19 protein-coding genes and 3 pseudogenes are annotated in these 22,959 nt (G+C 40.1%); 5 read left to right on the top strand and 17 right to left on the bottom strand.

Going from position 1 to position 22,959, the window contains the following annotated elements; translation table 11 throughout:
- The first annotated feature begins 712 nt into the window (after positions 1-712).
- Complete coding sequence (locus tag G4O42_RS08915) at positions 713-811, top strand: YjcZ family sporulation protein (RefSeq protein WP_003154022.1); 99 nt, start codon at positions 713-715, stop codon at positions 809-811.
- A 164-nt stretch (positions 812-975) separates the two neighbouring features.
- Here G4O42_RS08915 and G4O42_RS08910 read toward each other — a convergent pair whose 3' ends face one another.
- From G4O42_RS08910 to G4O42_RS08865, 11 genes and pseudogenes are all read right to left on the bottom strand, one after another.
- The gene (locus tag G4O42_RS08910) at positions 976-1,596 is read right to left on the bottom strand and encodes a lytic polysaccharide monooxygenase auxiliary activity family 9 protein (RefSeq protein ID WP_032875033.1); all 621 of its coding nucleotides are present in this window, start codon (positions 1,594-1,596) and stop codon (positions 976-978) included.
- Positions 1,597-1,803: 207 nt separating this feature from the next.
- Positions 1,804-2,877 (bottom strand): LLM class flavin-dependent oxidoreductase, encoded by a 1,074-nt coding sequence (locus G4O42_RS08905; protein ID WP_032875031.1) that lies wholly within the window; start codon positions 2,875-2,877, stop codon positions 1,804-1,806.
- A 225-nt stretch (positions 2,878-3,102) separates the two neighbouring features.
- Positions 3,103-3,724 (bottom strand): annotated as a pseudogene (locus G4O42_RS08900) (DUF3885 domain-containing protein).
- Positions 3,725-4,392: 668 nt separating this feature from the next.
- Entirely contained in the window at positions 4,393-4,935 is a 543-nt protein-coding gene (locus G4O42_RS08895; RefSeq protein ID WP_032875029.1) for a GNAT family N-acetyltransferase, read from the bottom strand.
- Between the two features lie 217 nt (positions 4,936-5,152).
- Positions 5,153-5,914, bottom strand: a pseudogene (locus G4O42_RS08890) (GNAT family N-acetyltransferase).
- Between the two features lie 35 nt (positions 5,915-5,949).
- Positions 5,950-6,267, bottom strand: coding sequence for a UPF0715 family protein (locus tag G4O42_RS08885; protein WP_372587185.1), 318 nt, complete (start codon positions 6,265-6,267; stop codon positions 5,950-5,952).
- Positions 6,255-6,365, bottom strand: a pseudogene (locus G4O42_RS20245) (UPF0715 family protein); the annotation flags it as partial. The pseudogene G4O42_RS20245 and the gene G4O42_RS08885, both read right to left, overlap by 13 nt.
- Positions 6,366-6,543: 178 nt before the next feature.
- Entirely contained in the window at positions 6,544-6,687 is a 144-nt protein-coding gene (locus G4O42_RS20240; RefSeq protein ID WP_007611678.1) for a hypothetical protein, read from the bottom strand.
- A 193-nt stretch (positions 6,688-6,880) separates the two neighbouring features.
- Entirely contained in the window at positions 6,881-7,993 is a 1,113-nt protein-coding gene (locus tag G4O42_RS08875; protein WP_032875027.1) for a WD40/YVTN/BNR-like repeat-containing protein, read from the bottom strand.
- A gap of 267 nt (positions 7,994-8,260) precedes the next feature.
- A complete protein-coding gene (locus G4O42_RS19965) occupies positions 8,261-8,464 on the bottom strand; it encodes a hypothetical protein (RefSeq protein WP_032875025.1) in 204 nt (67 codons plus the stop codon).
- Positions 8,465-9,070: 606 nt separating this feature from the next.
- Positions 9,071-9,715, bottom strand: coding sequence for an LbetaH domain-containing protein (locus tag G4O42_RS08865; RefSeq protein WP_032875023.1), 645 nt, complete (start codon positions 9,713-9,715; stop codon positions 9,071-9,073).
- A 252-nt stretch (positions 9,716-9,967) separates the two neighbouring features.
- Between G4O42_RS08865 and adhP the strand changes: the two genes are divergently transcribed.
- Positions 9,968-10,984, top strand: coding sequence for an alcohol dehydrogenase AdhP (adhP, locus tag G4O42_RS08860; protein ID WP_032875021.1), 1,017 nt, complete (start codon positions 9,968-9,970; stop codon positions 10,982-10,984).
- Positions 10,985-11,134: 150 nt separating this feature from the next.
- Here the strand turns inward: adhP and G4O42_RS08855 are convergent, their stop codons facing one another.
- Complete coding sequence (locus G4O42_RS08855) at positions 11,135-11,596, bottom strand: DinB family protein (protein ID WP_044801468.1); 462 nt, start codon at positions 11,594-11,596, stop codon at positions 11,135-11,137.
- A 346-nt stretch (positions 11,597-11,942) separates the two neighbouring features.
- Entirely contained in the window at positions 11,943-12,128 is a 186-nt protein-coding gene (locus G4O42_RS08850; protein WP_032875019.1) for a hypothetical protein, read from the bottom strand.
- A 357-nt stretch (positions 12,129-12,485) separates the two neighbouring features.
- On the opposite strand from G4O42_RS08850, the gene G4O42_RS08845 reads away from it, so the two are divergent.
- On the top strand, positions 12,486-12,917 hold the full coding sequence (locus G4O42_RS08845; protein WP_032875017.1) for a hypothetical protein: 432 nt from the start codon (positions 12,486-12,488) through the stop codon (positions 12,915-12,917).
- Between the two features lie 503 nt (positions 12,918-13,420).
- Entirely contained in the window at positions 13,421-13,519 is a 99-nt protein-coding gene (locus tag G4O42_RS08840; protein ID WP_003154037.1) for a YjcZ family sporulation protein, read from the top strand.
- Between the two features lie 525 nt (positions 13,520-14,044).
- Here G4O42_RS08840 and ppsA read toward each other — a convergent pair.
- The 3 genes from ppsA to xylA form a co-directional block, all read right to left on the bottom strand.
- A complete protein-coding gene (gene ppsA, locus G4O42_RS08835) occupies positions 14,045-16,642 on the bottom strand; it encodes a phosphoenolpyruvate synthase (protein ID WP_032875015.1) in 2,598 nt (865 codons plus the stop codon).
- 174 nt (positions 16,643-16,816) lie between these two features.
- A complete protein-coding gene (gene xylB, locus G4O42_RS08830; protein ID WP_032875013.1) occupies positions 16,817-18,316 on the bottom strand; it encodes a xylulokinase in 1,500 nt (499 codons plus the stop codon).
- Positions 18,317-18,448: 132 nt separating this feature from the next.
- Entirely contained in the window at positions 18,449-19,786 is a 1,338-nt protein-coding gene (gene xylA, locus G4O42_RS08825) for a xylose isomerase (protein ID WP_021493439.1), read from the bottom strand.
- Between the two features lie 263 nt (positions 19,787-20,049).
- Here xylA and xylR point away from each other — a divergent pair, with 263 nt between their 5' ends.
- A complete protein-coding gene (gene xylR / locus G4O42_RS08820; protein ID WP_032875010.1) occupies positions 20,050-21,204 on the top strand; it encodes a transcriptional repressor XylR in 1,155 nt (384 codons plus the stop codon).
- 143 nt (positions 21,205-21,347) lie between these two features.
- Here xylR and xynB read toward each other — a convergent pair whose 3' ends face one another.
- Positions 21,348-22,949: a xylan 1,4-beta-xylosidase gene (gene xynB / locus G4O42_RS08815; RefSeq protein WP_032875008.1), complete on the bottom strand. Its 1,602-nt coding sequence runs from the start codon at positions 22,947-22,949 to the stop codon at positions 21,348-21,350.
- Positions 22,950-22,959 lie beyond the last annotated feature (10 nt).

The raw sequence follows: 22,959 nt of genomic DNA, 5'->3' as shown, positions 1-22,959 counted from the left end.
ATAACGACTATACTTGAAGTGCGGGCTCCGATCGCATCCCCGGTAAAGTCTTTCAAAGTGAGGGTAAGCCATGTCAAAGTCTTTAAAAATAATGTTGTGGAGCATATTGGTGTTCATCCTCTTGTTAGTGATTATCGGAATCGTTTCTTACAATCAAACTCCGTCTGCAGAAAGCGCAGCGGAAAGAATGCTTTATGGCTTCTAATCAATGTTAAGCCTTCATCGGCTTTTTTATTTACCGCAGAACACTTGAATTTCTTCTATTTAGATCGTTAACGTTCCCATTCAGAATGGAGTATACGCGTATATCATCAGGCAGTCCGTTTTGATACATGGTTCCGATTATGCCCTTCGCATCTTTTTCTCTATTCCTTCTCGCATTCCCTTTTTTCATGCTGCTGCTCTTGAAATCAACCAATCATTTCTTCAGCCTGTTCCGTTGAATCAAAAGGTTCCAATCCTAATAGCTTGTTACTTTTCATTTTTTAAAAAACAAGCCACCTGCGCATTCTCTTCGCAACTTCTCAATGTATGAGCCTACCCGTCTCTATTACAGGAAGCAGTACGATGCCTCCTTTTACTCATTTTAACGGATGGTCATGTAAAGGAAATATAGACTAAAAAACCTTTTTTCAAAAAGTAAACTAGCATCCCTATCAAACTTTACATTTCGGCATAATATGTATTAATCCTCTTTAGGAGGTGAGATTATATGGGATTCTCAGGTGGTTATGGTAGCTCCTTTGCGTTAATCGTGGTGCTATTCATTTTATTAATCATCGTTGGGGCTTCTTTCCTCGGCGGTTATTAAGAATCCTCTTACCTCCGCATCCATGTCAGCACCACCTCCATGATCGTACGGCGCCATAAATGAAATGTTTATGGCGCTCTGCTGTTTTTCCCCTTTTCATTCACACATTAAAACTAAAAAGATCGGCCGATGTATCAACATGCAGCCGATCAGTAATTCATAGATTATTGTGTAAGGTTTACATCGATGACGTTATAGAAGGCATTGGAAGTATCCGCAACGTCCCATACCCCTAAAATGACATGATACCCGCTTCGATCAGTCGGCACAAAAATCTTATGAGTCAGATTCGTATCTGCCTTGGAACCGTCGTGGTTTACCGTTCCGATTAATTCGAATTCATCTCTTGACAAAGGTTTATTCGGATTCCAGTTTTTCTTGGTGATATAATAGTGCCACTTTGATGTCGCATGAGGGGCCGTGTAGTACCAAGTAAAGGTGTTAAAACCGCCGCGGATGTTTTGTTTTACCCAATAATCTGCAGTCTGCTTGTCTAAACCGAAGTCAATTTGTCCCGATCCTCCATTTGCAGACGCAATTCTTCCATCTGGCGGACCTGCAGCCGGAAATCCTTTCGGCCCTTCTACAGACTGAGGATTATCAATGACGGAGCCATATTTCTGCGCAGCGGCCGTCCAGCCCAATGTTTGTTTCTCTAATGCTCCCATGTACGCTCTGCTGACGGGCTCTTTTATATACCCGTGCGCAGATGCATCACTTGTGTAGAAAGCGCCTCCAATCCCAAGAGTAACAGTTAAAACTGCAGCTTTGACTAAACCCTTCATTACTGCATCATCCTCCCTCTTTTATTAATAAAAACCTTTCGGTATATACACTTCACGATGGAGGATGAAATGACCTTCCTTTTCTTGATAGGAAAAAGCAATGAGGTTCGCGCTTTCCCCTTTGTTTTTTATAATCATAAAGAAAAAGCAGGGCCGATTCTGTTGTCGAATCCGCGATTGACCGGCCCGCCCCTTTTGCTCAGAACTTCATTCGCTGGATTTGCCGGTTTCTTTTCGGATAACCGGTGCTACTTCCGCTGCTAATCGTTCGATGTTTTCCGCGGCTTTTTTAAACGGCATACCTCCTATATCGATTTGCGCGAGAAATCGCTGATGTCCGAATAACTCGTATTGATGCATGATTTTTTCAATGATCTGCTGTGAGCTTCCCACAAATAAAGCTGTTTCTTTTCCGGACGCCCGCTCAAAATCTTCCTTCGTTAAAGGCTCATCGATCCCGTGATATGAATGAACGTGAGACCAGTAATTTGAATGATACGGATAAAATTCTTGTATTGCCTGTTCATTTGTTTTTGAAATGAACATATGTCCGGTTACGGCAACCTTCACATGTTCCGGAGGATGACCGGCTTTAGAAGCCGCTTCCCGGTATTTGTCAACAAGCGGCTTAGATGACATCGGATCACCGCTCAGTACAGCTAATGCCAAACCCGCGCCTGCACGCCCGGCCCGTTCTGCGCTTTCCGGAGTCCCCGAAACACCTAACCATAGCGGAATGCTTCCGCGAAAAGGCCGCGGAGAAATTTCTGCCTCGCGCAGCGGCGGCCGGTAACGTCCTTTCCAGGTAACCGATTCTTCCCCGGAATTTAATTTTAAAAAGAGGTCAATGTGTTCTTCAAACAGTTCTTTATAATGGCCTACGTCATAACCGAAAAGAGGAAACGAGTCTAAAAATGCGCCCCGTCCCGCAATGATTTCCGCCCGGCCGTCTGAAATAAGGTCAAGCGTTGCAAAATCCTCAAATAAACGGACGGGATCTGCTGTGGATAATACAGTCGTGGCACTGGTCAGCTTAATATTTTCAGTGATCTGTGAAATCGCTGATAAGATGGCCGGCGGCGAAGATACCGCATAATCAAGACGATGATGCTCGCCTACACCGAATACATCAAGTCCTGCGTCGTCAGCCAGTTTCGCCAGCTTCATCAATTCATCTATCCGCTGCTTTGCGCTGACTGTTTTCCCTGTCAGAGGATCGGGATATAATTCTGCAAATGAATAAATTCCAATTTCCATACAATCACGGTGATCAGCCCTCACATTTCTCTCCTCCTGCACTGTGTAAAAAAGCTTTTATGTTATTCTATTCAGCCGTTTTACAAATAGGAATTCGTTCAAAATAAATACAGAAGCTTAACATGCAGAAGGTCGGGATGAGAGGGAAAAAAGTTTCTGGCGCCCTTCAATTCTGCCCATTACACTCATGCAGCCCGACTAGGCAAGAACAAAGCCGCCACAAACGGATTCGAATTCATGTGTGCATATTCAGTCCAATTCAATCCAATCGTGATATTGATCATAAAGCTTTCGTATTCTTCCGGCATCAAGAGCAATGACTTCACACCCTCTGTCATCATACAGAAAGAAAATAATATCTTTTGTCATATTCACAAAGAAAACATCAGGATACCCAACGGAACAGCCCCCGAACCATGGCTTCAGCGGAAAATCTTCGTGGACGGCTGCCTTAAGTAATTGGGGAATACGCAGATCTTTCCGTTTACATAATAAAGAAAACTGCTGCATTTCATATTCTTCTTCGACCGGGCATGGACAGGTCTTCACTTGAATCCGATATAAATCATCCTTACACTTCAGAAACGGCTGATAAACCTTTAATTTTCTCGCATGATTACCTTGAGATTTGTGCTTATACACGTTGGCAACAAGGAACGTGTCATCGCTATGTTCAAACAGCTCATTGAAAAGTGCGGCGGTTTGATGATGAACAAGCTGAAAATACTCAAGATTCAAAGCACCGCTTTCATTAAATTGATACATATTGCCGCCGAGAGAAAAATGAATTCCCACGTCCCATTGATGAAAAATGCCGGGCACTAATTTTAAAAGTCGGAAACCTTTCCTTCAGATAATCATTTATTTTCATTCAAACATCTCACTTTCCTTTTCCCGCTCCAGAAGCAGAAGAAGCCGAAAACATTCCGCTTATTTCTTTTTCACCCTTGTTATATTATTCCGATTGGAATACAATGAAATAGAACACTGTGAACCCCATTGATCAGGGTGGATGCTGCTCACATTCATCCTGATCCTTTCTTTTACACAAGATCGCCCCAACTTTGAACCCCTCCGTTTCCAACCTTATTCATTGATATCACATATATTTCAATGGTATTATTTTCTTATACATAAGCTTCAAGAGGTGTCAGCTTTGAATAACATCAGAAGATTAAGAGCATATTTTCAGTCTCACCGTAAAATAGGTCTTGACTCTGAACAGCTTTTAACATTTTGATTATCAACCACTTTTCCATTCTCAAGCGCTTCTTTAAATTCATCAAAATGAATTGAACATTGCTGATTCGAATTACTTCCTGCACCTTCTGTCGCTAAACTGCAAAATGTCCATCACAATCATCCTCTCTCTAATTTTACAACATTGCTATAATGATTTTCATGTTTTTCCCAACCTTCAAGCTGAATCTTTTTGTTCGTTACTAGGTAACCTAATGAAGTATTTAACTTAAATACAAAAAAACCTGCTTCTAGCAAGGTTTTTTCGGTAAAGGAGAGGTTATCTCCCCACAAATTCTATTAACTATGTTTTTGTTTTAACCATTCTTTCTTTAGCAATGCGTATTGGTAAGTGTTTTCATATTTAGGTGTTCCATCCTCGTGTGCAGTAAATGAAATAAATTCAAGAAAATAACCTTCTTTACGCATTCCTAATCTTTCACATAGTTTTTGTGACCTGTAGTTATCATCTTCAACATATGCATAAAGCCTTCTTGCTTCTTTTTGCATAAAGAGATACTCAAAGAAAGCCTTCGCACTTTCACTTGCGTATCCCTTCCCTTCAAAACGGGCATTGAAATTCCAGCAAACAGAATAGGTATCTGGCTCTTCTTTTAAATAAAATAGTTCTCCGACTAGATCATTACTGTCTTTTAAACAAACTGCAATATAAGAGTCATCTCGGCTTCTTTTTTGAACGTTTACGGCAGCTTCTTCTAACGTAGATATTCTGTCATCAAGAAAGCAATTCACTCTCGGATGTGCCGAATATTCCAACAGACCTTGCGCATCTCTTTCGGTGAAATTTCTTAAAATTAAGCGATGGGTTTCAATTTTTTGCATTTGCAGTCTCCTGTTTCATTGTTATCGATCTTTGAAAAGAACTTCTTCGTTTGTTGAAGAACTTATCTCAATCTATTTTTACTATAATGATAGACGTTATCATCTTTGTCAAAAACAGTAATCATTCATTTGCCGCCCGCGATGTAAAGTACTGAACAATTTTCGTGAAAAACCCTCAGTATCGAATATAGAAACGAGCAATGGTAATTAAACAAAGTTAAGCCATTAAAAGCTTATTGAGTATTTTTTCAAACTTATTCACGCTCATCATCTCATGAGTGAGAAATGTCCCTTTATAAAACACGCTGAAAGTCGTCCAAACTGCCGGGGATTTTTGCGCCATATCTTTTGACGTTATTCGCCGGGCCTGAAAATGAAGTCCTTTCTTTTCAGTCAGTTCCTTTAAGTCCTTTAACAATCCGACTGCAAACGGGCATTGAGCTGTATAAAATATTGTGATTCCCTCATCATTAACGGAATTACTTTTCACCTGTTTTTTAAATACAGGAGGATGTGCATGTTCATTCCACGTCAGTGACACCAACTGAAAATAGGGTTCTGCTTCATCTTGCACAGCAAATCACATATGTTCAAAGAAATGCTTATCACTTAAATAAGGGAGTTTTTTCTTCCCCACTATATGAACTATCCCATCCATACCGCGGGATTTTGCATCTGACACACATTTTTCTAACAAGTGTTTCGCATGTCCGTTATTCTTATATTTACCTGAGACCCAAAGACAATTAATAAACATAAAATGAGGTGCGCTTACCGGAACCCACGCTTCTTCTGCAGGTAAATATTCAATAAAAACTTTTGCCCGTTCGTTTAGGCGATAGAACACCAAGCCATCAATCATTCGATCTTTGAGCCAGCTCTTCTTTTCATTTACCGCATCCTCATATTGTTTCGTACCTAATGCACAGCAAATATGATTGTCATCAATATTGTCCCTAGTCAACTCAATGTATTCCATTTTTCCTCACCCGCTTTCTTTTGGGAACATCAGCTTTACTTGCAGTGAACATTGTAATTTCTCAGAAATATAGAGTTCCAGAACCAATATAGGAACGCAGCAACAAAGCACATTATGTAATAAATGAAACTTCTGAAAACTGTGAAATCAATTGACGGATTGCCTATGTGCCAGAACAAGAACACGGCTAAAAAAGCGACTGCTGTATAAATGAAAAGATGAACCAAACTAAACTTTTTAGGCTTCTTTCTTAGCCATAGTTGCACAGGAACAGCAAACAAAAAGTAAGTAATAAATGCATAAAAGCAATGATAATCACAGTAACCAATACAAATGGCACAAAACCCGAGTATACAAACATATATAGCCCGAAGATCAAACCATACGACAAACTTGGAAAAGCCAATGTGTAAGTATAGCTTTGACTTTTGCTCCAAGTCGCCGCTTCCATATAGTTCACCTGCTTTTTATAAAAATAAAATTTCCATTTTTTTATTGTTTAAAATCAGTATATATCCATCACTTTAAAAGATCTATGTTTTTTGGCAGATCATCAATTCACTATCTTAATATCCAGAAATTTTATTGCCATTAAAAAAGGTCAAGGAAATACCTTGACTGTGTATCGCTCACCAATCTGCATCCGGCTCATCGTGTTCGAATCCGTAAAAGCCTTTAATCCACACATCTCCGCAGCCGGCTCCTTTTGTGATCAATAAGTAATGATTTCTGTTTGCATCACCATTCACCTTATCAGCCGCGCTCAAGTTCAAATGATTATCCGTGAAATTCTTTTCACTAAGGGTAAAATCATATCCTGCCAGTGTAATTCTCTGCAGTTTGATATTTAATGTACATCCATCAGCATTGTAGATGGTGAACCTGTATCCCAGCTTAGTCGGCATACGGTAGGCAAAAATATAAAAAAAGCAATACCTAAAAAGGTATTGCTTTTTTTATTTGTCATTATGAGTTTTCCATCATAACAACATTGGTAATATTATTTTTTATTCCACTGTTTACTGAAATCCATCGTTTTCCGTCTAAGGAGAATAAAACAGTGCCGGAATCCCCAACTGCAACAAAACGTTTATTTACGTAATCCCATTCAACATCATTTAGTTTGTTGGCTGTAGGAGAAGATGCTTTAGTCCAATTGTGCGCATCCTCAGAATAATAAATTGATCCAAGATCTCCTACAGTAATGTATACTCCATCTTTATAAGTAACAGAATTCAGAGGAGCATTATACCCCAGTACCGTCGTTTGAAAACTTTCGCCTTTATCAGATGAAACAGCAACTAAACCATAATCGCTAAATGTCCCTCCTGCTTGTTGTCCTACGGCCACCACCTTATCTCCATTGTAAATAGCATCAAAATATTCACCATCAAAACTTCCTTTTCTGGTAAATTTAATACCATCTGAAGACTCACTTATATAGTTTGTAGCATATGAGTTACCGAACATAAGAATCTTATCATCAATTGCAACTCCAGTGTACACGACACCTAAGTAGCCACCCGTGGTGTAACTTGACTCTTTGGATTTATAACCACTGACTTTCTGTGACCAGCTCGCATCACCGCCAATTGATGTGAAAATTGTTGAACTGATCCCATATCTGCGTGATTCTCCTCCACCGGCAGCAAATTTATTATCACTTGTTTTGATTAAATCAAAAATTGGCCCGCCTCTAAAACTCGCAAGTTGATCCCATACTTTTAAACTATTATTCCATTTCAGTATTTTTGCATAATAACCATCGTCCGCAGTAGCATATAGGTTTTTGCCATCAAATGATTTAACATCTTTAATTGGTGTTGTAGATGATTTATAAACCCATTTGTTATCAGCATAATTAAAAACAGAACTAGAATTAACAAAATGATAATGACTTATATCTCCCGACTCAGATAATAATGAAGCATTTTCACTAGGAAGAATGCCTGCTTCCGCAGCAGAAGCTACGTTATTCATAAAAGAAGTTTGTGAACCTGACTCAGTTACAAAACCTACACAGCCCAAGATAGAAACTGAGGAAACTATTTTCATTAACATACTACTTTTTCTATTCATATGTACCTCCGTAATCTAATAATCATATAATAGTTCAATATTTTTACTGCATAATATTAACACATCATCATAAAAAAGTCAATTTACCCATAAATACGCTCGGAATACGTCCGATTCTCATGATGGATGTTCGCACATAATATTTTAAATACAATATTACATCGTTTATTGAATCACTAAAGACAGTATCAGAAGATAATATCTAGTGAGTTTCCCGAAAGTGTAAAGTGGTGTAACAGCCCATCAAGTCAAATATCGACAGAAAGATTACGACCACAAATTCAAAGCAAGAAACGACAGTCCCCATGCAGATAGACCAAACATTACAAAGAACCTAAGAAAAGCTTCGAATTTTGTAAGTCTTCGCTCCCTTTTCGTTTTACCCAATTTCCAATAAACGGCGTAGCAGGAAAACACCAAAATGAGTTGTCCAAGTCGCGACACAGATTCTAAGAATTCTATACCATTCATTGATTTTCACCTCGTTTATTTAAACAGAGAGTTTTTCTTACAGCGTTTATCCAAAGCACTAATTTCTTCGGTTATAAAAACCGCTTGAGGAATTTGTTTGTAAAATGGTTTGCGTGCCGCTTGATAAAAACAGCCCACCCTTACTCCCCCATATATCAATCAAGATGAATTTTATTATCTCAGATGGAAAGACCATTTCCAACAGTTATGTAAAAATAAGTAACTTCACTATGCTAATTGTATAAGAAAAGTTGTCTTATCCAGCAGAACCATGAGTGCTGAACTTCTACGTTAAAGCGTAAAAGACGGATTATAAAAGAGCCGCTTTTAGGCTCATTCGCGAAGCATCATTTTATTTTTATGATTGTATCCTCCTGTCAATCCTATTGGGATAAAATTTGAGGGAAGGTCAGTTTTAATCCGCCGCCCTGCTCACCTTCGACCCTTCTTGCAGCTTCCCCACAAATATCCGATGAACAGCTTTTAACTCTTCCCTTTGCGAATTCCTAACCGAAATCTGACTCTCAAAACTTATCTGACCTTGCATCGTGGGACGCCAATTCTCATGCATTAATTTAATTTAGGATATTCGCATTTTGCTTTTCGTTAGCTGAATAACGCTTTATAAGAAGCGGGAAATTCTTGATTTACGCGCGGCACTTCCCGTGCAAATTCACGTTCCTCTTCTGTCACTCTTCTGAGTCTGTCAGCTTTTTCTTGTGTATCTATGTCGGCACCGGGAGGAACGAACCGATTCGGTGCAATCCGTACACCATTTGTGATAACAGCATTGTATGAAACAAATGATCCTTTTCCTATAATTGCATTGTACACGATTGCCTTAAAACCGATGAACGTGTGATTTCCAAGATAACAAGGGCCATGAATGGGAGCGTCATGCCCGACACTTACATTGTTTCCGATATAAATGGAATATGCCTTATCTTTGACTGTGACAAATTGCTTTAACAAACCATGTAAAATGACACCGTCTTGAAGATTTGTATTTGAACCAATATAAAAGGGTGTTCCTTCATCTGCACGAATAGCAGCATTTGGCGCTACATAAACATTGTCCTTTATTCTCACGTCTCCTATCACGCTGGAAAACGGACTTATGAACGACGTTTTATCGATTTTAGGATATCTTTGAACCGGATTAAATGATGTAACAGGGTTAGGGCTGATAAAGGGCGCAAACTTAGTGAGCCGATTATCGAATTTATCTTCCGTCAGCTTTCTATCGCTCAAAAAAAGACCTCCTTTGAAAACGTGTCTATTGATGTATACTATGTAAATTCTGTGCATTTGGAGACGACAATCCCCCCATTTAAACACCATTCGGATGACAAATCATCCAAAGGATCTTTCCTGCATGGCTCCCTCAATTTTTGCAGAAACACTTGTCCGCAAGAAAATGTAAGGGTTTTCAAAATAAGATCAGTGTGCTAGATTGTAAGATAAGTAAAAATTTTCTGCTAATATCTGAAAGGGGTGTATGATTTGAAAGCAGTAGTAGCAACAAAAGACAAAAGTATAGCGATTGTACAAAAAGAATTACGTCCTTTGCGACATGGTGAAGCTAAAGTTAAGATGGAATTCTGCGGTGTATGTCATACTGACTTGCATGTTAAAAATGCTGATTTCGGGGATGTTACAGGCATCACTTTAGGTCATGAGGGAATAGGCATTGTAACTGAGATTGGTGAAGGTGTAACAAATTTAAAAAAGGGAGACCGCGTCTCTATTGCCTGGATGTTTGAGAGCTGCGGCCGCTGCGAATATTGCTTAACTGGCCGCGAAACCTTGTGCCGTGATGTGAAAAATGCCGGCTATACAGTTGACGGCGCAATGGCTGAAGAAGCAATCGTAGCGGTTGATTATGCAATAAAGGTGCCGGAACATTTAGACCCTGCAGCAGCAAGCAGCATTACTTGTGCAGGTGTAACAACTTATAAAGCCGTTAAAGTCAGTGAAATTAAGCCAGGTCAATGGATCGGTGTATTCGGAGTCGGCGGTTTAGGCAACTTGGCTGTTCAATATGCAAAAAATGTCTTTAACGCTAAAGTAATTGCTTTCGACATTAGCGATGAAAAATTGAATTTTGCTAAGAGCTTAGGCGCTGATGCGGTTGTAAACAGTTTAAACGAAGACCCCGTCGCTAAAGCAAAAGAAGTGACTAACGATTTAGGGCTTGATGCAGTGGTCATCACGGCTGTCTCTAAAACCCCTTTCAATCAAGCGATTGATGTTGTAAAAGCAGGAGCTCGCGTAGTCGCCGTCGGTTTACCGGTGGACAAAATGGATTTAGATATTCCCCGTCTCGTGTTAGATGGAATTCAGGTAGTAGGTTCATTAGTGGGTACCAGAGAAGACCTGAAGGAAGCTTTTCAATTTGCTGCAGACGGTAAAGTTGTACCTAAAGTGACAAAACGCCCGATTGAAGACGTGAATGATATATTTGAAGAAATGGAGCAAGGGAAAGTGACCGGCCGTATGGTTATCGATTTTACTTCCTAATCATTAAGGCTGCCGGGAATGATACGGCAGCCTTTGAGCTCTATTCTTGCTCAGCGCCCCACTCAGACTGAATGAGACTTTGTCATTTAGTTCAGAAAAAAAGCTCTACAGACCATTCAGCGGTTATTCATTTTGCAAGTACTCTCTGAACTAACCCTGATACCAATATAATGCAAGGTCATTCATTGCCGAAGCGTAGCCCTGCTGTCTTAACATAGTTGTTATGCTGCCCCGATGATAAGTTCCGTGATTGGCAACATGGAATAAAATTTCTGAGTAAGCAGTTTCTCTGTAACCTAACCAAGGATTATTTAAGTTCATTTTTTGTTCTAAATCTGTTTGGCTATTCATCCATTCTTCAAACTGTGAAGCCAGTTCTTCATAAGACGCCGCAAATTCATCTGCAGAATATAAATGAGCCCTTTCCGCATAAGCCATAGAACCTTCCAATGCTTCCTGCATGTCTATCCCTTTAAGCACTTGAAGCCACATAACATCCACCGCGCAGATGTGACTGAACGTTTGAGCAATTGTAGGATATGAACTGTGAACCTCTTCATATTCATCTTCACTGAGTAATTTGAGGCCTTTTTCGAACTTCTCTAATTTAATCTACATAATAGTTCACTGAATCTCTCAACAATTTCAGATAAAAATCTTCTTTTTATAGAGATGTTCGTTCTATCGACATTCTTGTGATAAATATGGTAAAATTCATAAAAACAAGGGAGTGTTGTTACATATGAGTCTTATCATTTTAGCATCCATGCTTTTATGGGGTGCAGTGATCCACGAGCTAAACAAACCTTCAAAAAAACAAAGTAAACGAAAAATGATCCCTTTGGTATCCCTCAGTTCTTTATCTACTTTAATCATCACAATTTCGCTTTTTTCTAATTTAATTGGTTGATATTTGTTATGAGGAAACCCGCCAGAGGTTCCTCATAACACTAAAAACCTACTCACTGCACTTTTTACAGCAGACCTTATCAGAGTGTTTGCTTAACACTTTATCCATTCTCCCCACAGGCATCTTCTTCTCACTCGGAAGTGTAAGATAAGCTGTTATCTCATCCCCTGATTTTAATGTTTTTCCGCAGATAGAGCATTTTAACTCAATATTAAAGAAATTTTTCAATCCCATTCAGAAGCCTCCTTATTTACCTTTATAAAGTAATACGTTAATGCTTTATAAAAGTTTCAGGTTAAAGAAATACTCCTTGCCTGGGAATATAGAATATACTTCGTTTCAGTTGATCCTCAGCCGCCCCGGTCATCGTTGCCTACAAATATACCCCACCCAATAGGCCGCTTTTTCATTTTAAGTGAAATCATCTTCATGCTTTGACCAGTTTACTGCAGTGTATGGCTTGTTAATTTGTGACATTTATTTGTCCTCTTTTAATTTTTTCTTCTTCTCTCAACTTGAAAAAAGGAATTATTTTATAAATATTGTAAATTTATAGCTGTATCACATTCACTATTAAGAGGAGGAATACGAATGAAAAAGAAAATTATTGCCGGCGCTCTTGCTTTTGGGTTAATTCCACTAATGGGGACTGCAGATGTTTCTGCAAAACCTTTGCAAAACCCAGATAAAGTTATGAAACCTGCTGGTTGGTCATGTGACGCTCCGTATATTGCGTGTCAGCCTTTTTCTGGCGGTACCGGTAAGTTTTCATTCAACTATCAAGGCAGCTCTCCAGGAAAAATCAGAGTTTTTGTTGCGAATGACGGCAGCAAATCTTTCAAATTCACCATTAATTATCCTAATGGAAATACACTCTTATCCTCTACGACATTAAATGCAGGGAAAACGTTCATTCAAGAATTCAGCGTTAACCAAAAAGGAGAATACATCCTGAAATATGATAGCGGCACCGGTGATAGTGTCGATGGTTTCTTTAGACTGTTGAGATTTAAATTCCGTTAGGAAAGTCGGCAGTTTTGCCGACTTTCTTTTACAAGCATTCTGCAGGAATAAACGTAAAGTTTGGAATAAACATATGACCTTTTTGAAACGGAAACTTTATCTGCACCACATACCCGCAAGCAGCCTCCTTGTATCGTACCTTCCGTCCCTTTGTGATTTGTTTTGATTTGTCGTATACTGCGCTTGCCCGGGAAATGATGAATATTTTCGTTAACTATAATTCCCCTGTACCTCTTCGTATGTGGCTCTGCATGATGAAGTAACTTCATGGCTCACCACTTTCATACACAGTTTTATTGCATGTTTAGCCATATCCCTCCTCTTTAAACAGCAAACCGTCCAATCCATTTCTCTCTTTCAGTTAACTTCCCATTATTTTATATTCTTCTAAGCTCTTCATTTTAGACATAACATCCATTTTTTCTTATTTAGACTTAAATCTATGTCGAAATTTATCGTCCGGCATATTATGTACTATCCTAACAACAGGAGGTGGCAATAATATGGGGAACTACGGTGGAAATTACGGTGGAAGTTCTTTCGTATTGATCGTTGTGCTGTTCATTTTGTTAATCATTGTAGGTGCTGCATTCCTTTTCTAGCACATTGACGATTTATATTCGTCTCCCAAACATTGCATCCCTTAGTTCGGACAGACGCCATAAGAAGTTTTATGGCGTTTTTACTTTTAAAAAATCAATCTAAGATAACCATTTTTTATTTTTACTCTGGTAAGCGGGAGAGTTTCCTCCCCTGCCTGCGCCAATATTGCCGCTATGAAGAATAAGGCGAACAATCCAATTCGGAATAAAAACTTGTTCATGAACAAAACTTCTAAATAGTTGTTAAAAAACTAAGGCGTTTTTAATTCATCAGGATTACAGATGTTGTGAACTTAAAAAGGATATTACTCACCCCCTTTATAAAATTGTCATTCGTTAGATTTAGTCACTGAATCTTATTTGTTTGGTATCTTAGCGGCCTTCCACACTTATTTAAAAAGGGTCCGCCTACAAAATACTAAGTCATTTTCACATAAAAAAAACCGGATTCCTCCTTTAAGAGGTTCCGGTCTTTTTTAGTTAAAATGCGGGAAATATCTGGTGACGTGCTGCACACCCCCGCTATTATAATATTTCAATAGAGCCTTCTGTTCCATGAACGCGTATTCGCTGCCCATCTTTTATCAATTGGGTTGCATTTTCAACTCCGACAACTGCAGGTAAGCCGTATTCACGCGCGATAACCGCTCCATGGGTCATCAGTCCGCCAACTTCAGTGACCAGGCCTTTTATGGATACAAACAATGGTGTCCAGCTGGGATCAGTATAGGGAGTAACTAATATATCCCCATCTTCCAAATCGGCATCTTCCATGTTTAAAATAACCCGTGCCCGCCCCTCTATGACTCCCGAGGAAACGGGCAGCCCTGCAATCGCTCCAGCCGGGAGATTTTCTCGTTTGTACTCGCCTGTAACGATTTCACCGTCAGATGTGATAACACGCGGCGGAGATAGTTTTTCATATACTTGGTACTCGCCTTTTCGTGTGCTGATGATTTGGTAGTCCAATTTATGTGTGCGTACGACTTCCTGAAGTTCTTCAAAAGTGAGATAGTATATGTCCTCTTTTTCATGAATAACGCCCGCTTCTGCGAGTTGTTCGGCTTCTTTCAGTAAAGCCTGCTTATAAACGAAGTAGCGGCTGATCATGCCGTATTTTGGATATTCTCTGAAGCCGCTGAAGTTCCGGATGATGCGGATCATTCGTTTGGTTTCTTTGGCTTTTTGTTCACCATCCGGTAATTGCTTCAATCGGTCTAATAACTCTTGTTCTTTCTTCAACGCCTCCTGCCGCCCTTGCTCAAATTTCCGCTGACTGGCATTTGGCTCAAAGTTTTTGAGATTATTAAGAATCATAGGGACAAGTGCAGTTGGTTTTTCGCTCCATCGAGTTCTTGTCATATCAATTTCTCCGGCACATCGCATTCCGTACTTGTTGAGATAAGCATAGATCGCGTCACGGGTTTCCCGCCCGCCTTCACAGGTCACCAGCCCATCCAAAAAGTGATCATCTTTTACATTCTCTAAATAGGCAATTACTTCTGGATAAGGGCGGATCACATCGGCGACGTCCAATAGCGCAAGCCCCATTTCCGAGGTAATATTATGGGGTACAGATTGAGAAAGCGTATCTGCTGCGTTTTTTTCACCTAACCACTCGTTCATTTTTTCGTTAATCCATGATGAAGCATCCATTGCAGTTCGAATCAACACCGAACTTTTTGGGTTAAATAGAATCTTCTTTAATTCCTCGATATCTTCCAAAATAAAACGAAATAAATCAGATCCTGATTTCGTCTGGATATTTTGTTTTAACTCTTCTATCGATGCTTGACTGCTCTTAATCAAATCAGAAACAATGGCCGGATCGTTTTCAGCTTGATCCGGCATATCTGCATTGCCTTTGCCGGGAATCTGTGCCGTTTTATCAGGTATCGGCTTAATGAAATCATCTCGCTCTATTATGGTCATAAGTGCGTCTTTTAAGAGCGGATCGTGCTGCCCCATGCCTTTTAAGAAAACTTCTCTGACAGTAGGAGATGCCAGTTGATGTGTGACATCAACGAATAGCCTTCCGCCGGCTTTACGCATGGGTGCAGCAGTCGTCAACAGAAAAAAAGACAACCCAAGGGGTTTTATGGGATCCGTCATCATTTGCTGATGACCAACAGAGATATAGACGTGATTTTCTTGATCGTTCGCTTCAGGAACGGGGTATAACGTTGTGATCGGACGACTTTGGACAATATAAAAAGTATCGCGGTCCAAACACCATTCGATATCTTGCGGCTGGCCGAAATGAGCTTCGATCTGTCTCCCGATACGTGCCAGCTGTAAAATTTGTTCATCAGTCAGTGTTTGAATCTTTTGCTGATCAAGAGCGATCTCCTGTGTTTCCGTTCCGCCTTCTTTTCGTCCATAGATAGCCAATTTTTTTGGTTCTATTCTCTTATCGACGATTTGCCCGTCCTGTACTTTATAACAATCGGCAGAGACTAAGCCGGAGACCAGTGCTTCACCAAGTCCAAAACCGGCATCGATGGACAGCAGCTTTCGGTTTCCGGTCATCGGATCAGCGGTAAATAAAATTCCCGAAGCCTGAGGGAACACCATCCTTTGGATGATAACGGATAAATAAACTTGGCTGTGATCAAACCCATTTTGCATACGGTAAATGACCGCGCGATCCGTAAATAGGGACGCCCAACATTTACTAATATGCTGCAAGATCGCATCGACGCCGGTAATATTTAAATAGGTGTCTTGTTGACCGGCAAAAGAGGCATGCGGTAAATCCTCAGCTGTCGCACTGGAACGTACGGCATAGGCATGTTCTTCGCCGAACCGGGAGAGATGGCAAGCAACTGCTTTGACTACATCTGAAGGAATTTCTGCTTCCATAATGGTTTGCCGGATTTTTTTGCTGACTTCACCAATTTGATCCCGATTCTCCGCTTTCAGCATGGTCAGTTGATCCAACAGCGCTTGTAACGTTTCGTTTTGTTCAATGGCTTTTTGATATCCTGCGGTTGTGACACAAAATCCTTCCGGTACTTGTATTCCTTGAATTTTTGATAATTCCCCTAAATGTAACCCTTTTCCTCCAACGAGCAAAGGCTGTGTTTTTTCAATTTCGTGAATGCCGAGAACCAAAGAACTCATTCTATATCTCCCCTTCAAAAAAATTTGACAAGAGCTTTTCAGCATGATATAATCATAATATAAGATGGATAACTATGACTTTTCACACAGAAAGCGCGCGTGTTCTGATTATATCACCGTGTCTGTTTTTGTGCAATATAAAAAGAACCTGGCCAATTTGGCGAGGTTCTTTCTTCATTTTTGTCTAAAGCTCTTTAAAGCTGTGTTGAGATCTTTTGTGTGAACGTAAATGTTCTTATACAACTCGAATAGTGTTTTATATTTTTGAACGTTTTGTTCTTTTGGATAAAATGCAGCTGCTTCATGAATGAACTGCTCTGCACATTCTTCAAGAGAGTCAAACCACCCGCTTCCGAAGGCAGCTAACATCGCAGCCCCCATGGCGGGACCTTGTTCATTCTCTAACTTAACCACCCTCGTATTGAAAATATCAGCCTGCATTTGAAGCCACGTTTCATTTTTAGCTCCCCCGCCAATAGAGACAACCGTATCAACTGATTTTCCCGCTTCACGGAATAGCTCAATTGATTCATATAAAGAGAATGTGATGCCTTCCATTATCGCCCTCAAAAAGTGCTCTCTTTTATGGGCTCCGTCCATTCCGATCAAGCTTCCCCGAATAGATGAATCAGCATGCGGCGTTCTTTCACCGACTAAGTAAGGAGTGTACAGCAGTCCATTTGCTCCTATCGGAACAGATTCCACTCCCCGCAATAATTGTTCAAACGATTCGTTCGGCGCAAACGTTCTTTTAAACCAGTCCAAGCTGTACCCTGCAGCGAGCGTGACTCCCATCGTATAAAAAGAATCCTTCTTTCCATGATTAAAAAAGTGCACTTTCCCTTTAAAGTCCCTTTCTTTGTCTTCTTCACAGGAAAGTATGACTCCTGACGTCCCGATACTGCATAATGTTTTTCCGGAAGAAAGAATACCGGCTCCGACAGCACCGCAAGCATTGTCTGCTCCCCCGGCGTACACTTTTGTTTTTTCCAACAGCCCAGTCTCCGCCGCAACGCTCGGAAGCAGCGATCCTACACAGTCATGGGATTCAACAAGCGGAGGACAAATTTCCGCTGAAATACCAAATTGATTGCAAATCTCATCGCTCCACTCTTTGCGGGTCATATGTAAAAGTAACGTTCCCGCCGCATCGGAGTATTCGGTGTGAATGGCGCCAGTCATGCGGAATCTCACGTAGTCTTTCGGAAGCAAAAAAACAGCGGTTTTGTGAAAAAGTTCAGGCTCATGTTCCTTCACCCATAACATTTTAGGTAATGTAAACCCTTCAAGGACACGGTTTTTTGTGATATCAAGCAGATGATCGCCAAATGTCTCGGTAATCCTGCTACATTGAGGCGTCGTTCTGGTATCATTCCAAAGAATCGCATGACGCAGCACCCGCCGATCTTGGTCAAGCAGTACTAACCCATGCATTTGTCCCGAATAGCTAATCCCCTCAATATCCCCGGCTTGAACGTTGGATATCGAAATCAATTCAGCCAATGCTTCAATTGTTTGCTGCACCCAGTCTTCAGGATTTTGCTCACTATATCCCGCCTTCTCTTGGATGAGCGGGTAACTTTTGGACGTTTCTGCACAAACCTTGCCGTTTTGATTGACTAAAATGGTTTTAACGGCACTCGTTCCAAGATCTATTCCAATGACATACTTCATTTTTTCACTCCTTCCTCTCTAAATAGATCCCCATTGGAATGGCCCGCCATTAACAGTAACTTCATGACGGGCAATTCCGGGAACTTGGCTGCCTGCATCTTTTTACAGCGGGATCTGGAGCTTCTTTTTTCATTATACCTGTAAAATGTATTGGTTTAATATCGCTTTTAACCGCTCCTGTCTCCCTGATTCGTTTTTAATTGGCTGATTGTTCAGCGCATATTGCTCAAGTGTCTTAAAATCAGCTCTTCCTTCTGCAATTTCAAGACCAATCCCTTCAGTAAAGCTGCGGTAACGGTGTTGAATCACATCTTCAAACACACGATCTTCGATTAATTTGTGGGCGGCTTTCAACCCTCTTGCAAATGTATCCATCCCTGCAACATGGGCATATAGTAAATCATCAGGCTCAAAAGAAGATCTCCTGACCTTTGCGTCAAAGTTTAATCCTCCGCTTCCAAGACCGCCATTTTGCAGAATTTCGTACATTGCTAATGTCGCAGAATATAAATCTGTCGGAAATTCATCTGTGTCCCAGCCTAAAAGCGGATCACCCTGATTCGCGTCAACAGAGCCAAGAAGGCCATGCACTCTCGCCATGCGTAATTCATGTTCGAATGTATGCCCGGCTAATGTGGCATGATTGGCTTCGAGATTTAATTTAAAATGATTGTCTAAGCCATATTGCTTTAAAAAGGCAATGGTTGTTGCTGCGTCCGTATCATATTGATGGGTGGTCGGCTCTTTTGGTTTTGGTTCAATCAAAAACTGCCCTGTATACCCGATTTCCTTCGCATAATCCACTGCCATATGCATAAATCTGGCCATATTATCAAGCTCAAATTTTAAATCGGTATTTAACAAAGTTTCATACCCTTCACGTCCGCCCCAAAATACATAGTTCTCGGCGCCAAGCTCTTTTGCTGTTTCTAATCCTTTTTTTACTTGGGCTGCGGCATACGCAAATACATCTGCGTTACAAGAAGTCGCCGCACCATGGACGAAACGGGGATTCGTAAACATGTTTGCAGTATTCCATAATAACTTAACGCCGCTGGTTCTCATGTAGTCTTTTATCATGTCCACGATTATATCCAGATTTTGATTTGTCTCTTTTAACGTACTTCCTTCCGGTGCGATATCCCGGTCATGAAAAGCAAAAAATGGCGCATCCAGTTTTTCAAACAGCTCAAACGCTGCATCTACCCTCGCTCTCGCCAGATCCATGCCTTTATAGTGATCCCACGGTCTCTGCATCGTAGCTGCGCCAAAAATGTCTGTGCCGTCAGCGGTAAATGTATGCCAATAGGCAATAGAAAATCGCAAATGCTCTTTCATCGTTTTTCCGCCAATTACTTCTTGAGAATTATAGTATTTAAATGCTAAAGGATTCGTGGATTCTTTCCCTTCGTAAATCACTTTGTTTGCGCTTTCAAAATAGTTGACTGAACCGGAATGAGAGTGAGCCATGTGTGATTTCCCCCTTAAAAATAAATTCTAAACATGATCATTCAAATACAGATGCTTTTATGTCATGTTGCACATTAGTTTGTTGCCCAAACAAACTAACTTATTTTCATCTTATATAACCTCATCAGTATTTTCAATATTTTTTTTAGTTTTTTACGAACACATTAGATATAATAAAGGTTGGATTCGCTATGTACTGCGTTTTGCACGATAACACAGAACGTTCAACTTAATTTAAAGATTATACAAATGGAGTGGATGAAGTGGATATCGCTGATCAAGCCTTTGTCAAGAAAGTTAACCAAAAGTTATTACTAAATGAAATACTTAAGAATTCTCCTATTTCAAGAGCAAAATTATCCGAAATGACCGGATTAAATAAATCAACTGTTTCGTCACAGGTAAACACATTAATGAAAGAAAACCTCGTATTTGAAATAGGTCAGGGACAATCAAGCGGCGGCAGAAGACCCGTCATGCTTGTTTTTAATAAAAAAGCAGGATACTCCGTAGGAATAGATGTTGGCGTGGATTATGTTAATGGCATTTTAACAGATCTTGAAGGGACGATCGTCCTTGATCAACACCATCATTTGGAATGCAATTCTCCAGAAATCACTAAAGATATTTTAATTGAGATGATTCATCACTTTATTGCAAATATGCCGCAATCTCCATACGGTCTTATTGGTATAGGGATATGCGCGCCCGGGCTGATTGACAAAAATCAAAAAATTGTTTTCGCTCCGAACTCCAACTGGAGAGATATTGACTTAAAATCTTTCATCCAAGAAAAGTTCAATGTGCCCGTTTTTATTGAAAATGAGGCAAATGCCGGCGCATATGGAGAAAAAGTATTTGGTGCTGCAAAAAATCACGATAACATTATTTATGCAAGTATCGGTACAGGGATAGGGATCGGCGTTATGATCAACAATCATTTATATAGAGGGGTTGGCGGATTCTCTGGAGAAATGGGACATATGACAATAGACTTTAAGGGTCCTAAATGCAGCTGCGGAAACCGAGGCTGCTGGGAATTGTATGCTTCAGAGAAGGCTTTAGTAACATCTCTTCAGACGAAAGAGAAAAAAGTGTCCAGCCAAGATATCATAGACCTCGCCCATCTGAATGATGTTGGAACTTTACAGGCATTACAGAATTTTGGTTTCTATTTAGGAATAGGCCTGACCAATATTTTAAATACATTTAATCCGCAAGCCATCATTTTAAGAAACAGCATCATTGAATCGCATCCTATGGTTTTACATTCAATTAAAAGTGAAGTGTCATCCAGGGTTTATTCCCAACTAGACAATAGCTATGAATTATTACCATCTATCTTAGGAAAAAATGCCCCTGCTCTAGGAATGTCCTCCATTGTTATTGATCATTTTCTCGACATGGTTCATAACTGAAATGTACATACTTCTATGTTTTACGCTCATCTTTAAAGATGGGTTTTTTTATTCTAGGCGTATTTCTGAATCAATACTGACATAGGCACTTTCTAATATGAAAAAGGAGTTCTAAAATAGAAATCTCCTTTTTCATGTGCTAATTATTTTTCTTTATAACGAAAATATCTGAAGTCGGCCGAAATATGATGACCGCTCGTATCTTGGCATTGCATCCCTACAAAAGCTCCTGTAAAGAATCCCCCGCCGCGGATGTAATCATCTGATAATTTTTTCGATTCCAATGCAATGTCGATTTTGTGCCAATCTTCTTTGTTAAATGAATACAAATAATAATATTTTTCGTTTTCAATATTCACTTTTAAATAGACATACTTGACTTCACGAGGAATCACAATTTTATTTTTTAATGGCTGTGAAAAAGAAAAGTTATCACATATCGTTAATTCAAGAATACGGCCAAGTTCTTCATCATACGTGACTTGAAGAGCCGTCCAGTTCTCTGTATTGTAATAGTTCACCAAACCAGCGGCTTGCTGAAAATTTTCCGGATAAAACGCAACAGCCGTTTCCGCTTCAAAATGGAGACTTTGCCAGCGTCTGGCTACAAATGCCTGAGTAAATGTCGAAGTTAAGGATTCATGGCCGTATAATCGTAAATGATTTGGCACTTGAGTTAATGATCCTAATTTCTCCGTAAACGGAATTCTTAACGTTTGAAAATTAATATTTAATGTTGCATCGTCAAATTCATCAACTTCCGGATACGTGTCTTCAAACATTGTTTCTGGTATAGAAGGCGCATCCACTTCCAAGCTCCCTTCTTTTCCGCCTTCTACATAAGGCCAGCCATCTTTCCAATAGAGCTTTTGAATAGCTGTTTCTCTGCCCAGAGGACAATATCCTCTCTGCTGAAAAATTGAATCATCGTCCGGATGAATGGGACGTCCCGTTAAATGAGCTAAATACCACTCGCCTGTATATGTTTGTACAATGGATGCATGTCCGCATTTTTGCAGCGGATTTTCCGGCACATGCCATGACGTTAAGATAGGATTATCAGGATGAACTTCATATGGACCCTCAATATTTGCAGAACGGGCAATTGTAGCAGCGTGTTCGAACCGCGTTCCTCCTTCTGCGGTTAATAAATAATAATAGTTCCCGATATGGTAAAGGTGCGGCGCTTCTGTCAGCTTTCTTTCGGTTCCTTTAAATATCACTTTCGGTTTGCCGATTAGTTTTTGCTCCTTATCAGAATATTCCTGCATGACAATTCCTCCAAAGGAGTGCCGATCAATACGCTGATCCCATAACATATTTAATAAATATTTTTTCCCATCCGTATCATGGAACAAAGAAGCATCAAATCCCGAGCTGTTTAATGTGATCGGCTCCCCCCAATCACCATTAATCGTGTCACAAGTCACTAAATAATTGTGACAATCTTTCCAGGCGCCATCTACGACCTTAACATCCGTATAAATCAGCCAAAACTTTCCGTCACTGTAACTTAAACATGGCGCCCAGACCCCGCCTGAATTAGGATTTCCTTTCATGTCTAATTGCGATACTCTCTGTAATGGATGTGCAACCAACTGCCAATTGACTAAATCTTTTGAGTGGTGTATCTGGACTCCCGGAAACCACTCAAATGTAGATACAGCGATATAATAATCCTCTCCAACCCTGCAAATACTCGGATCGGGATTGAATCCTTTAAGTACTGGATTGATAATCTTCATTTTGAACTCC

The organism is Bacillus sp. LUNF1 (assembly GCF_011008975.1).
GTDB classification, from domain to species: domain Bacteria; phylum Bacillota; class Bacilli; order Bacillales; family Bacillaceae; genus Bacillus; species Bacillus velezensis.
This window is presented reverse-complemented; position numbering and strand designations above follow the sequence as displayed.